General features: G+C 72.3%; 18 protein-coding genes. 16 read left to right on the top strand and 2 right to left on the bottom strand.

Going from position 1 to position 12,635, the window contains the following annotated elements:
* Positions 1-206 precede the first annotated feature (206 nt).
* Positions 207-488, bottom strand: a complete 282-nt coding sequence (locus ACQZ2A_RS02215) for a hypothetical protein (RefSeq protein ID WP_430206864.1) — start codon at positions 486-488, stop codon at positions 207-209.
* A gap of 134 nt (positions 489-622) precedes the next feature.
* Here ACQZ2A_RS02215 and terL point away from each other — a divergent pair, with 134 nt between their 5' ends.
* From terL to ACQZ2A_RS02135, 16 genes are all read left to right on the top strand, one after another.
* Positions 623-2,140 carry a phage terminase large subunit gene (terL, locus tag ACQZ2A_RS02210; RefSeq protein ID WP_430206863.1) on the top strand — a complete coding sequence of 506 codons (1,518 nt, stop codon included), beginning with the start codon at positions 623-625 and terminating at the stop codon, positions 2,138-2,140.
* Between the two features lie 19 nt (positions 2,141-2,159).
* The gene (locus ACQZ2A_RS02205) at positions 2,160-3,698 is read left to right on the top strand and encodes a hypothetical protein (RefSeq protein ID WP_430206862.1); all 1,539 of its coding nucleotides are present in this window, start codon (positions 2,160-2,162) and stop codon (positions 3,696-3,698) included.
* Between the two features lie 6 nt (positions 3,699-3,704).
* Positions 3,705-4,781 (top strand): phage minor head protein, encoded by a 1,077-nt coding sequence (locus ACQZ2A_RS02200; RefSeq protein WP_430206861.1) that lies wholly within the window; start codon positions 3,705-3,707, stop codon positions 4,779-4,781.
* A 189-nt stretch (positions 4,782-4,970) separates the two neighbouring features.
* Positions 4,971-6,344 carry a hypothetical protein gene (locus ACQZ2A_RS02195; RefSeq protein WP_430206860.1) on the top strand — a complete coding sequence of 458 codons (1,374 nt, stop codon included), beginning with the start codon at positions 4,971-4,973 and terminating at the stop codon, positions 6,342-6,344.
* A gap of 3 nt (positions 6,345-6,347) precedes the next feature.
* A complete protein-coding gene (locus tag ACQZ2A_RS02190) occupies positions 6,348-6,716 on the top strand; it encodes a hypothetical protein (protein WP_430206859.1) in 369 nt (122 codons plus the stop codon).
* Between the two features lie 13 nt (positions 6,717-6,729).
* Positions 6,730-7,884 (top strand): Mu-like prophage major head subunit gpT family protein, encoded by a 1,155-nt coding sequence (locus ACQZ2A_RS02185; RefSeq protein ID WP_430206858.1) that lies wholly within the window; start codon positions 6,730-6,732, stop codon positions 7,882-7,884.
* Positions 7,878-8,210, top strand: a complete 333-nt coding sequence (locus ACQZ2A_RS02180; RefSeq protein WP_430206857.1) for a hypothetical protein — start codon at positions 7,878-7,880, stop codon at positions 8,208-8,210. Before ACQZ2A_RS02185 ends, ACQZ2A_RS02180 begins: the two co-directional genes overlap by 7 nt.
* Before the next feature lie 203 nt (positions 8,211-8,413).
* Positions 8,414-8,779, top strand: a complete 366-nt coding sequence (locus ACQZ2A_RS02175) for a hypothetical protein (RefSeq protein ID WP_430206856.1) — start codon at positions 8,414-8,416, stop codon at positions 8,777-8,779.
* Positions 8,776-9,201, top strand: coding sequence for a DUF6093 family protein (locus tag ACQZ2A_RS02170; RefSeq protein WP_430206855.1), 426 nt, complete (start codon positions 8,776-8,778; stop codon positions 9,199-9,201). Before ACQZ2A_RS02175 ends, ACQZ2A_RS02170 begins: the two co-directional genes overlap by 4 nt.
* A 13-nt stretch (positions 9,202-9,214) precedes the next feature.
* The gene (locus tag ACQZ2A_RS02165) at positions 9,215-9,559 is read left to right on the top strand and encodes an HK97-gp10 family putative phage morphogenesis protein (protein WP_430206854.1); all 345 of its coding nucleotides are present in this window, start codon (positions 9,215-9,217) and stop codon (positions 9,557-9,559) included.
* Positions 9,556-9,999 (top strand): hypothetical protein, encoded by a 444-nt coding sequence (locus ACQZ2A_RS02160; RefSeq protein WP_430206853.1) that lies wholly within the window; start codon positions 9,556-9,558, stop codon positions 9,997-9,999. Before ACQZ2A_RS02165 ends, ACQZ2A_RS02160 begins: the two co-directional genes overlap by 4 nt.
* A 46-nt stretch (positions 10,000-10,045) precedes the next feature.
* The gene (locus ACQZ2A_RS02155; RefSeq protein ID WP_430206852.1) at positions 10,046-10,381 is read left to right on the top strand and encodes a hypothetical protein; all 336 of its coding nucleotides are present in this window, start codon (positions 10,046-10,048) and stop codon (positions 10,379-10,381) included.
* Positions 10,381-10,839, top strand: coding sequence for a hypothetical protein (locus ACQZ2A_RS02150; RefSeq protein ID WP_430206851.1), 459 nt, complete (start codon positions 10,381-10,383; stop codon positions 10,837-10,839). Before ACQZ2A_RS02155 ends, ACQZ2A_RS02150 begins: the two co-directional genes overlap by 1 nt.
* Positions 10,840-10,841: 2 nt before the next feature.
* Complete coding sequence (locus ACQZ2A_RS02145) at positions 10,842-11,354, top strand: hypothetical protein (protein WP_430206850.1); 513 nt, start codon at positions 10,842-10,844, stop codon at positions 11,352-11,354.
* Positions 11,355-11,460: 106 nt separating this feature from the next.
* The gene (locus ACQZ2A_RS02140) at positions 11,461-12,045 is read left to right on the top strand and encodes a hypothetical protein (RefSeq protein ID WP_430206849.1); all 585 of its coding nucleotides are present in this window, start codon (positions 11,461-11,463) and stop codon (positions 12,043-12,045) included.
* 65 nt (positions 12,046-12,110) lie between these two features.
* Positions 12,111-12,404 carry a hypothetical protein gene (locus ACQZ2A_RS02135; protein ID WP_430206848.1) on the top strand — a complete coding sequence of 98 codons (294 nt, stop codon included), beginning with the start codon at positions 12,111-12,113 and terminating at the stop codon, positions 12,402-12,404.
* Here ACQZ2A_RS02135 and ACQZ2A_RS02130 read toward each other — a convergent pair.
* Positions 12,401-12,556, bottom strand: a complete 156-nt coding sequence (locus tag ACQZ2A_RS02130) for a hypothetical protein (RefSeq protein WP_430206847.1) — start codon at positions 12,554-12,556, stop codon at positions 12,401-12,403. The two genes, ACQZ2A_RS02135 and ACQZ2A_RS02130, sit on opposite strands and share 4 nt — an antisense overlap.
* Positions 12,557-12,635 lie beyond the last annotated feature (79 nt).

The raw sequence follows: 12,635 nt of genomic DNA, 5'->3' as shown, positions 1-12,635 counted from the left end.
TGACACGACAGGGGTAGAACTCTGCCCAGTCGTACCGAACGCCCCCGCCGGCCCAGTGGTCGGACCGGGGGCGTTCGGCGTTCACCCCCAGACTGGCCTCGCCGCCACCCAGCGACCCTTCACCTCCGACATGCGGTGCCGCTGCGAGCGGCCTTCCCGGAGTGCATGAGGCGCGGAGAGCGGCGGGGCCGGAACCTCAGCTCGGCTCAGCCCGGCCAGTTCACGCGGATCCAGTTGGCCGCCTCGTCCGGCAGCCACCCGTTCCGGTCGTCGCGCGTCACGTCGACGACCAGGAGCGAGTCGTTGTCGTCCACCCCGGCGGCCTTGAGCTTCTGCGCCACCTGCCCGGTCGACGAAGACGTCACGATCAGCCAGGTGGACTCCAGCGGGTGACACCAGGTCGTCCCCGCCGACTTGATGGCGTCGTGCACCGCCGGGTACTTCTGGCCCGGGTTGTTCAGGTCGTACGTGATGAGCATGACCGCCATGGCCTGCCCCCCTTCCGTCTCGCCGCCTCCCCTGCCGGGCTGCGGTCTACGTGAAGCGTCTCAGGTGTCGCCCACACCACCCGGCGATACGTCCACAGGCCAGTCGGTGGGCAACGACCGTGCGGGGAGGTCCGGTGACCGTCGACCTCGACCTCTGGGAAGCCGCCGCCCGCCGCTTCGAGCCACCCCGCCGGCGCTGGGCCACCCCGGGCGCGCTCGCTCGCGAGCTCAACCCGAAGACCGTGCAGACCCCGGCGCTCCAGCTCATCGACGAGGCGCTCGTGCGGGTGGCCAACACCCCCGACAGTCGCCAGATCATCACCATGGCCCCGCAGGAGGGCAAGAGTGTCCGCGTCGCCGGCGACTTCCCCACCTGGCTCCTCACCGAGGATCCCGACCTGCGCATCGTCACCGCGTCCTACGGCCAGTCCCTCGCCAACCGCAACGGCCGCGCCATCCGCAACCGGATCACCAGCCACCCCGAGCTCGGGCTGCGCATCGCCCCTGACAACGGTGCCGTCCACGAGTGGAGCATCGACGGCCACGAGGGCGGCGTCCTCTCCGTCGGCGTCGGCGCGGGCGTCACCGGCCGGGCCGCGGACCTGCTCATCATCGACGACCCCATCAAGGACCGCGCGCAGGCCGACTCCAAGACCTACCGCGACAACGTCTGGGACTGGTGGACCGACGCCGCCTCCGCCCGCCTCGCCCCTGGCGCACCGGTCGTCCTGATCCTGACCCGCTGGCACCACGACGACCTCGCCGGCCGCCTGCTCGCCCTCGACGAGGGCTGGCAGATCCTCAACATCCCCGCCCAGGCCGACCACGACCCGGCCAAGGGTGGCACCGACCCGCTCGAGCGCGAGCCCGGCGAGTTCATGATCTCGGCTCGCGGCCGCACCACCGCCCAGTGGGAGCAGCGCAAGCGCACCGCCGGCTCCCGCACCTGGGCCTCGCTCTACCAGGGCCACCCCACCCCGGACAGCGGCAACCTCTTCCCGTCCGACGGCTGGTCCCGCTACACCCAGCCCCTCTGGGTCGTGCGCGACGACGGCGCCCGCCTTGTCCCCGAGGCTGGCCACGACCCCGACGTCGAGCTCGTCCAGTCCTGGGACTTCACCTTCAAGGACACCAAGGGCAGCGACTACGTCGTCGGCCAGGTGTGGCTGCGCCGCGGCGTGCACGCCTACCTGCTCGACCAGGTCCGCCGGCGGATGACGTTCTCCGAGTCCTGTCAGGCCATCCTCGACCTGACCGCGCGCTGGCCCCAGGCCGTCGCCAAGCTCGTCGAGGACAAGGCCAACGGCCCGGCCATCCTCAACGCGCTACGCGCGAAGGTCGGTGGGCTCATCCCAGTCGAGCCCGAGGGGTCGAAGTACGCCCGGGCCGCGGCCATCACGCCTCTGGTCGAGTCGAAGAACGTCCACCTGCCGGACCCGACGCTCGTCGAGGGCACCGCGTGGGTCTCCGAGCTCACCGAGGAGGCGCGGGACTTCCCGAACGCCGCGCACGACGACACCGTCGACGCCATGAGCCAGGCCGTGCACCGCCTCCTGCTCGTGCCCCTGCTCGACGGGACCGTGCACGACGCTGCCGATCTGCTCGCCGACACCGACGACGACCTCAGCCTCGACTGGGCCGCCAACTACTGACCCGCGAGGAGGGCGACCCGTGGCCGACACCGTCACCCTCCCCGCCGGCGAGCTCGCCCAGCTCGAGCACCTCGTCGAGACCCTCGAGGAGGCCGCGCTCGACGCGCAGCGGATGCTCGCCGCCGACGACTACGGCTGGGCCAAGGTCGGGGACCTCGCCGGCGAGGGCGCCATCGGCCGCGAGACCGTCAAGGGTGTCCAGCGCCTCGCTCGGGTCATGGCCATCGCCGACCCGCTCATCCGGCGCGCGGTGGCGCTGCACAAGGCCTACGTCTGGGGCGGCGGCTGCACCATCGCCGCGAAGCAGGAGGACGGCGCCGAGCAGGACGTCAACGCCGTCGTCCAGGCCTTCCTCGACGACCCCGGCAACCAGGCCGCCTTCACCAGCGCCCAGGCGCGTGAGGACCTCGAGGGCAAGCTGCAGACCGACGGCGAGGTCTTCCACGCCCTGGTCACCCGGCCCCTGAGCGGCGGCGTCCAGGTCCGCGAGATCCCCGCCCTCGAGGTCGATGAGATCATCAGCAACCCCGAGGACGCCGTCGACGTCTGGTTCTACAAGCGGACCTACACGCAGAAGCGCCTCGCCGCGCGCGGCGTCGAGACCGTCACCGAGTCCTCCACCGTCACCGTGCTCTACCCGGACGTGAACTACCGGCCGGCCGTGCGCGTGCGCACCATCGACGGGCACACCGTCCAGTGGGACTCCCCTGTCATCCACACCGCCATCAACCGCTCCGGCGGCCGCGGCACCCCCGACCTCTACGCCGCCCTCCCCTGGGCCCGCGGCTACAAGGGCTTCCTCGAGGACTGGGCCACCTTGGTCAAGGCGCTGTCCCGGTTCGCGTTCCGCGCCACCGCGAAGAACCGCGCCGGCGCCGCCGCGGTGCGCACCGCCATCGCGTCCGCCCCGGCCGCGGCCAACGGCCAGGTCGGGCAGACCGTCGTCACCGGCGAGGGACAGGCCTTCGAGGCCATCGGCAAGTCCGGCGCGACCATCGACTCCGAGTCCGGCCGGCCACTGGCCGCCATGGTCGCGGCGGCGACCAACTGGCCCGTGACGATGCTGCTGGCCGACCCGGGTGTCACAGGCGCCCGCGCCACCGCCGAGACCCTCGACGGCCCGGTCCGCGCCATCATCGGCGCCCGCCGCACCCTGCACGCCAGCCTCATCCGCTCGGTGCTGCTGCACGTGATCCGCGAGGCCGTCCGCGCCCCCCGCGGCCCGCTCAAGGGCACCGTCATCCGCGACGCCGTCACCGGCCGCGAGGTCGTCACCCTGCGCGGCGACCAGCCCATTCGGCTCGACGTCGACTTCCCGACGCTGGACAAGGTCGACGTCAAGGTCCTCATGGACGCCATCACCGCGGCCGACGGGATGGACAAGCTGCCGTCGCTGCTCGTCGCGAAGCTCGCCATGCTCGCCCTCGAGGTCGACGACATCGACGACTGGCTCGAGCAGATCACCGACGCCGAGGGCAACTTCGTGGCGCCGGCCGACTCCGACGCAGCCCGCTCCCAGCAGGACGCCATCGCCCGCGGCGACGTCCCCCAGGACTGACCCGCGGTGGCCATCGACCGGCGCACCCTCGACGAGATCCGCGGCATGCGGATCGACCTCGACGGCACCGTCGGGTTCCACGAGCAGCAGCTCATCCTCGCGTGGGCCCGCTCCTGGTCCGAACTGCGCGGCGCCTGGCTCGACGCCATCGACGACCTCGTCGCCGCCAGCCAGGACGGCGCGTGGCCGTCACGCGCGAAGATCCGCAAGGCCCGCCGCGCGCAGGCCGCCCTCGCGCTCACGACCGACGCGCTCGACCAGCTCGCCCGCGACTTCCAGGTCCGCATCCTGCGCGACGTGCCCAAGGTCGTCGGCGACGCCGCGCAGTGGGAGGCCCGGCTCATGGCCGCCCAGCTGCCCGAGACCGAGGTGCTGACCGCCACCCTCGCCGGGCAGTTCGACCGCATCGACGCTCGGGCGCTGGACGCCATCGTCGAGCGCACCACCGGCCGCATCACCTCACTCACGCAGCCGCTCTCGACGCAGGCCGAGACCGCGATGCGCTCCGCTCTCGTGCGCGGCGTCGCCCTCGGCCAGCACCCCGAGCGCGTCACCACCGACCTCCTCCAGCGCCTCGAGGGCGGCTTCAACGGCGGCCGGAACCGCGCCCTCGTCATCGCCCGCACCGAGCTCCTCGACGCGCACCGCGCCGCGGCCTACGGGCAGGACCAGGCCAACGCGAAGACCCTGCGCGGCTGGCAGTGGGTCGCCACCCTCGACCGCCGCACCTGCCCCTCGTGCTGGGGCATGCACGGGACGGACCACCCGCTCGAGGAGCCCGGCCCGCTGGACCACCAGCAGGGCCGGTGCGCGCGCATCCCGCGGATCCGGCCGTGGAGCGAGCTCGGCATCGACGTCGACGAGCCCGAGGACCTCCTGCCCGTCGCGCGCGACGTCTTCGACCGGCTGCCGCGCGAGGACCAGCTCGCGATCATGGGCCCGGAGCGCCTGCGGCTCCTCGACGACGAGCAGATCGACTTCGGCGACCTGGCCAAGAAGCGCTCGACCGGCGGCTGGCGCGACTCCTACGCGCCGGCGTCGACGCGGGACCTACTGCGGGTAGTCAACCAGTCCGGCCGGTGAGGTCGTCCGGCGTCACCAGACGCGGTGCCCCGCACCGGGAGCACTCCTCCTCGACGTAGGCCCCGTCACCGGCCAGCGTCACGCCGACCAGCGCCCAGGCGTGCTCGACGCACTCCCCAAGGCCCGGTCCTTCATTCCGGTCGTCTGAACCCATCGGCTTCATCGTCCCACCCCGAGGAGGGCCACACCATGCCCAAGGAGATCCGCGAGGCCGGCCCGTTCGGCGCCGTCCGCGAGACCAGCAGCGGCCGCATCCAGGTCGGGCTCATCACCCCCGGCTGGGGCTCGTCCGGCTACTACAGCCAGCAGGTCCTCGAGAACGCCGCCGCCGCCAAGGTCTTCCCCGCCGGCACCCAGATGTTCCTCGACCACCCCGGCGAGACCGAGCGCTACGACCGCCCCGAGCGTTCCGTGCGCGACCTCGCCGCCGTCCTGACGACCGACGCCGTCTGGGACGGCAACGCCCTCGTCGGCGAGGCGCAGGTCTTCGGCCCGTTCATCGACACCCTCACCGACGAGCACTTCGCCAAGGCCATCGGCGTCTCCATCCGCGCGGCCGCCGAGGTCACCGCCGGCGAGGCCGAGGGCCGCAAGGGCACCCTCGTCACCGAGCTCGTCGAGGCCCAGTCCGTCGACTTCGTCACCCGGGCGGGCCGCGGCGGGTCCATCCTCGCCGTCCTCGAGTCCGCCCGCCCCGCGCAGGTCCTCGAGCGGGCCATCGCGCACGGTGTGGCCGAGGCCTCCGCCAACGACACCCGCGACGCCCTCATGGACGCGCTCAAGGGCGCGTACGGCGCCGAGAAGACCTGGGTGTGGGTGCGCGACTTCGACGAGACCACCGTCTGGTTCGACCTCGAGACCCCCGACGAGCAGTCCGTCTACCAGCAGGGCTACACCCTCGACGACCAGGGCGGCGCCGTCCTCGTCGACGGCGACCCGCTCGAGGTCCGCGCGCGCACCGAGTACGTGCCCGTCACCATCGCCGCCGAGAGCGGCCTGGTCATCCGCCTCACCGGCTCGCTCGACCCGGTTTCCGTGGCGCGACAGGTCGAAGCCGCGCTGGCGCAGCACCGCACCCCCAAGAACGCCCCAGCGCCCGCTGGGCAGTCCACCGCCACCGAGTCCAAGGAGACGACCATGGCAACCACCCAGATCGAGGAGGCCGAGCTCGGCCGACTCCGTCAGGACGCCGAGCGGGCGCAGACGCTCGAGTCCGAGCGCGACACCGCCCGAGGCGAGCTCGCGACCTTCAAGGCCCGCGAGGCCGCGCGCCCCGCGGTGACCAAGAAGGTCGGCGAGTCCGCCACCCTCCCGCCGAGCCGCAAGGCCCGCGTCGTCGAGTCGGTCCTCAAGCAGGTCCGCGTCGACGAGAACGGCGCCGCCAACGCCGAGGAGCTCGTCCGCATCACCGAGTCCGAGGTCACCGAGGCCGAGACCGAGCTCGCCGAGCTCGCCGAGGCCCTCGGCCACGGCCGCGTCACCGGCTTCGGCCAGGTCCACGAGTCCACCGGCGCCAGCGTCGAGGACTTCGACGCCGCCTTCTCCACCAGCCAGGAGGGCTGACCGATGAAGAACGAGTTCCAGCGCCCGGCCACCGAGCTCTCGCTCCCGGTCGTCGCGCAGACCAAGTCGGGCGACCCCGTCCGCGTCGGCGTCGTCAACGGCGTCGCCGCGACGGACCGCGACGGCGGCGGCAACCCCTCCGGGTGCGCCACCGTCGTCACCGACGCCCGGTCGTACACCTACGAGGTCGCCGGTGCCATCGCCGGCCCCTTCACGCCGGTCTACCTGGTGCCGCGCTCCGGGGCCACCGCCCCCATCCTCCAGACCACCGCCTCCGGTGCGATCTGGGGCTACACCGTCCCCAAGGTCGGCGAGACCGGGGTGCGCACCGCGACCTCCGGCGTGGCCGTCGTCCGCCCCGCCCAGGTCTGAGGAGGCCGCCATCATGAGTTCCGCCCTGTTCCGGCCCGAGACCTTCGGGCTCAACGAGTCCATGCGCCTCGACGGCGACACCCCCCGCGCCCGCCGCGACCGGGAGCGTGCGTCCGAGGCGATGCGCTCCCGCATCCTCCAGGCCAAGAGCCTGCTCGAGGCCGCGTGGCACGGCGACCCCCTCGCTCGACTCAAGGTCAACGAGGCCATCACCACGTCCGACCTCTTCAAGTCGGCCGCCGGCGCGGTCCTCGACCGCATCCTCGTCGCCGACTACGAGCGCCGCCAGGGCGCCACCTGGTCGACGTTCTCGGCGAAGACCTCGCTCAAGGATTTCAAGCCGAAGACGCTGATGGAGCTCACGAGCAACACCGGCGCCCTCCCCCGCGTCCCGGAGCACGCCAACTACTCGAAGGCCAACATCGACGCCGCCGAGCGCACCATCTCGGTCGGCAAGTTCGGTGAGCAGTACGGCTACACCTTCGAGGCGCGCGTCAACGACGACATCGGCGAGCTCGAGCAGGTCCCGGCCGGCTGGTCCGCCCAGGCCACCGCGACGGAGAACCGGACGTCGCTCGAGCAGATGGCGAACCCGCTGACGGGCGCCCCGAACACGGGCTTCTTCTCGCCGGCGAACACGAACATCTACACCGGCGCGCTCACGGCCGACAACCTCCAGGCGGCCTACACCGCCATGACCACGAAGCGCGACAAGGACGGGTCGCTCCTCGTCGCCCCGGCGATGCAGCTCATCGTCGGGCCGGCCCTGCAGTTCACCGCCGAGCGGATCATGAACGCGCAGACCGTGCGCCTCACCAACGGCTCCACTCAGACCGAGGAGCCCAACCCCCTGCGGGGCAAGTTCCAGGTCAACGTCCTGCCGAACCTGCCGGGGACCGCGTGGTTCCTCGTCCCGGTGCCGCAGCAGGGCCGCAAGAACGCCTTCTACACCGGCTTCCTCATCGGCTACGAGACCCCCGACATCCGGGTCAAGGCCGACGCGGGCGTCCGGGTCGGCGGCGGCGCCATCGCCGCCCAGGAGGGCTCGTTCGACGACGACACGGTGTGGTTCCGTGTGCGCCACATCGTCGGCGGCGCGCAGGGCGACCCGACGTTCACCATGGCGTCGGACGGCACGGGCACCACGCTCACGAAGGCCGGGTGGTGACGATGGCGGACAAGGTCAAGTTCGTCGACGTCGTCGACGCCGACGGTGAGGTCATGCCCGGCTTCGAGCACCCGGTCCCGGAGCACTGGGTCGGCAGCGACCTGCTCCCGGCCGGCGCGAAGAAGAAGGGCCGCTCCTCCAGCGGCTCCTCGTCGAAGCAGGAGCCGCCCGCGGGCGGCGGAGTCCCCGCCGTGTCCTCGACCCGCCCCGAGCTCGAGGCCTACGCCACGGGTACCGCCGGGTTCACCGAGGACGAGGCCAAGGCCTTCGCCACGAAGGAGGAGCTCCACGCCGAGCTCGTCAAGCGCGCCAGCTCCTCGAGCTGACGCCCTTCTCTCGCGGCCCCGGTCGACCGACCGGCTGGGGCGGCGGGGGTGGGGCGTCAACGACCGAAAGCTGGCACAGCAGCGGATCACGTGAGGTCGAAGGCCGCTTGGGGAGCCCGTGGCGGGAAACGCCGAGCCGGTGCCGCGCTCACCTTCCCTCCCTGCAACAGCGCGACCTGCGCCCCAACCCTCCAGGAGGACTCGTGCCCGACAACGCCAACGCCATCGGCCTCGCCCGCCTCTACGCCGCCGACGTCGACGACACGGCCCCGCTGCTGACCAACGGCCAGTACGCCACCCTCCTCGCGCACAACGGCGACAACGCCCGCCTCGCCGCCGCGGACGCCCTCGAGGCCATCGCCGTGTCCGAGGTGCTCGTCGCGAAGAAGATCCGCACCCAGGACCTCACGACCGACGGTCCTGCCGTCTCGGCCGAGTTGCGCGCGCTGGCCCAGCGCCACCGCGAGCTCGCCGCGGCCGGTACCGACGACGGCATCTTCGACGTCGTCGACACCCTCCCCGGGTGCCGTCGCCCCGAGCACACGAACCACGAGGTGTGGGGACTGTGAGTCCCCTGCCGAACACCCGCGTCGTCCCGGCCGACTGGTCGCGGCACCACGCCCGCGCGGCGGCCGGCGGCATGAACGGCCGGTGCCGCATCTACGACCCGACCACCGAGACCACCGGCTGGGACGACGCCACCGAGTCCAGGACGCTCGAGCGCGGCCTGCCGGTCTACGCCGACGCCTGCCGCATCCAGGCGCTCGTCGACGTGCGCACCGAGGTCCAGGCCGACGAGGAGGTCGGCCGGCGCCGCTACCTCGTCCAGCTCCTCTTCGACGCCCCGCCGCTCGAGAAGGGCTGGGTGCTGGTGCCCTACGGCTGCACCAACGACCCGCAGCTCGAGGGCGCCGAGCTCGTCATCGACGACATCCAGCTCGGCACCGAGCGCTTCACCCGCGACATCGCCTGCACCCACAAGCTGACCTGACCCGGGAGGTGCCGTGGACGTCGACCTCTCCGACCTCAACCGGCACATCGCGGAGCTGGGCAAGGTCGGCCCCCGTGTCGCGAAGAAGGCCGCCTTCCTCGTCGAGGCCGCCACCCGGGGCACCGAGCGCGACGGCAAGATCCTCGCCGCCGTCGACACCGGAACCATGCGGGACAGCATCACCAGCGAGGTCCGCGGGCTGACCGGCGAGGTCGGCCCCACCGCCGAGTACGCGATCTACGTCGAGCTGGGCACCTCCCGCATGGCGCCCCAGCCGTTCATGGGCCCGGCCACCGACCGCAACGCCGCCCTCTTCTTCAAGGGCATGGAGACCCTCGCGGACCGGGAGGGCCAGTGACCCCGAACGAGCTGCGCCAGACCTGCCTCACCCTTCTCGCCGCCCAGTCCAACCTGCAGGTCTGGAACGGCGCCCCGGCCGAGAGCGAGCCGGCGCTCGGCTTCGGAGCCGGTTCGCTCGACGTCGCCCTCGACCCCGACGGCCGCGCCCACCTCTACGCCGCGCTCTACGTCGGGTCCGGCTGGCGCACACCCGAGGACGACCGGCTCGCCGGCGTCTCCGGCACCCGCGTCTCCACCTTCCAGGTCACCGCGGCCGGCGGCGACATCGACCGGTGCCTCCGGGCGGCCGACAAGGTCTTGGCCGCGCTCGACGGCGTGCTCATCGCGTCGGGCGGAGTCATCCGCAACGACATCGACCCGGGCCTGCCCCGCGAGGACCGGGACCCCAAGCCCTCGCGGTACTACCTGCCGCTCATCTTCCGCGTCGCCATCTCCTGACGCCGCGGCCGCCACCACAACCACGCTCCCGGAAGGGGACATCACCATGGCACTGCTCTCTGTCCAGCAGGCGTCCCTCGACGGGAAGCCGATCACCTACGGCGCCGCCGGCGCCGGCGGGGACACCTTCCCCGTCCCGCACGGCGCCGTCGCCCTGCGCGTGAAGAACGGCAGCGGCTCGGCCATGACGGCCACGCTCGCGTTCCCGGGCAACACCGCCTACGGCGTGGCGAACCCCGCCAAGCAGTCCGCGAGCATCGCGGCCGGCGCCGAGGTCGTCATCGGCCCCATCCCGCAGGCCGCGGTCGACACCTCGACCGGCGTCGCCAGCGTCTCCTACTCCAGCGCCACCTCGGTGACCGTCGCGGTGGTGGGGCACTGATGACCGACACCCAGCCCGAGGTCACCGACCAGGTCGAGGTCTACGACCCGTCAGCGCACACCGTCCCCCAGGTCCTCGAGCACCTCGAGACCCAGCACCCCGACGAGCGCGCACGCATCCTCGCCGCCGAGGAGGCCGGTAAGGCCCGCACCACCATCCTCGACAGCACCGTCGCCGCCGAGGCCGAGGAGGTCGAGCCCGCCTCCGTCGAGGAGCAGCTCGGCGCCGACGACCCATACGAGCTCGTGCGGGCACGCACCGCCGGCGACAGCCCGGTCGAGTACACGACCACCCGCGTCGCCGCCCTCAACGCCGGCTCGACGGTCCTGGACAAGCCGGCCGCCGACCAGTTCGGGGTCTCGTACCCCACCAAGACCGTCCTCGACCTGAGTGCTGAGGCGACCCCCACCGACGCCGAGGCTGACAGCCAGCCCGGCACCGACTCCGAGGAGATCTGACCATGCCCACCACGGTGCCCCCGGGCTTCGTCGCCGACGCCTCCCTGCGGGTGTGGGTCGTGACGTCGCTCGCCAACCCCGCCGCCCCGATCGTGTCGAGCGAGATCAACGCCGGCACGACCATCGACGCCTCGTGCTACCTGACGAACGGGTTCAACCCCGACGCCAACACGGCCACGATCAGCGACGACCGGCTCTGCCTCGCCCAGGTCCTCGAGGACATGGGGACCACGACCTGGTCCATCGACGACATCGAGTACATCTACGACGTCCAGAACGCCGCGAGCGTCTCGAACAAGCTCTACGCGGGCCTCCCGCAGGGCGCCTCGGTCTTCCTCGTCGCCCGCTACGGCATGAGCGTCGACACCGCGCCGGCCGCCGGCCAGAAGGTCGACGTCTTCCCCGTCAAGGTCGGCCCCGGCCGCAAGCTCCCGCCGGAGCGCAACACCAAGGGCCGCGTGCGGCAGAAGCCGTTCGTCAACGGCGTCGTCCAGCGCGACGTCGCCCTCGTCTGACCCCAGACGCCCGATGCGGGCGGGGCGGCCCCGGGCTGGTGCCGCCCCGCCTCTCGACTCACCCACCAGCCCACCACCAGCCCGAACCAGCCCACAGGAGAACGTCATGAGCAACAACGGAAGCGCCTTCACCTCCACCCCCGACAAGCCCGAGACCGCCGACGTCACCGGCTTCGACCTGCGCGCCTGGATCCGCGGCGCCACCCCCGTCACCCGCTCCGTCACCGTCTACGGCCGGCCCGACCTCATGGGCCAGATCGAGGCGCTCAAGGAGCAGCTCGTCGCCGTGCAGAGCGCGCCCTTCGACGACGACCGCCCGCTCGTCAAGACCGAGGCGATGCGCATCGCCGAGGAGATCGAGCGGCTGCGCGACGAGATGAAGGACAGCGCCCTGCGTTTCCGGTTCCGCGGCATGAAGAACGGCGAGCTCGAGGACATCAAGAAGGAGATGGGCCGCGAGGACGACGCCCCCGACGGCATCGGCGAGCTCGACTACCGCTGCATGGAGCGGCAGTGCGTCGAGCCGGCCGGCCTGTCGTGGGAGGACTTCCGCGAGCTGCACACCAACCTCGGCAACTACTTCAACCAGACAATCATCCGCACCTGCAACGCCGCGGCCCGCGGGGGCGAGGTGGACGTCCCTTTCTCGTCGGCGTCCTCAGCGCTGACCGGGACCTCCTCCAAGAGCTGAGGGCGGCCCAGCAGAACGCGCTCCCCCCGCTGGTGTGGTGGGGGGATCGCGATCCCGGCACGCGCATGACGGACGCCGACCGCCTCATCCTGCGGGCCCTGCACGAGTACGAGAGCGGCCTCTGCGCCTGCGGCCACCCGCGCTCCGAGTCATGGAGCCCCGAGCACGACCCGGCCAACCCCGAGCACGTCGCGCGATACCAGACCGGCGCGCCGTACCGGTGCTTCGCCTGCACCGAGCTCGCGAAGTCGCAGAAGCGCTACACCACCCAGCTCGGGCAGGACTCCGACTACGCCGACGGCGCGTACTGGGTCACCGAGCTGGTCCCGCGGGGCCTGGCTCTCGCGCCGCCGGGCTAGCGGGCCCGGAGGCGCCCCACGGCAAGCATCAGCAGGGCGACAACCCCTACGGCCAGGCCGACCCCCGCCACCACCTGGGCGTGCGCCAAGAGCGCGACCACCCAGACCGCCAGACCGGCCGCCGCCACGAGCAGCCATCGCTTCGTCGTCATCCCCGTCATCGCACCAGTCAACCACCAGCCCATCGGCCTCGCCGTCGGTGAGCTGGTGGCGACTGCGTCGTCGCCTCAG

This window comes from Phycicoccus avicenniae, from assembly GCF_050496545.1.
In the GTDB taxonomy this organism is placed as follows: Bacteria; Actinomycetota; Actinomycetes; order Actinomycetales; family Dermatophilaceae; genus Phycicoccus; species Phycicoccus avicenniae_A.
Note: the sequence above shows the minus strand (reverse complement) of the source record. Positions and strands in the feature narration are given on the sequence as shown.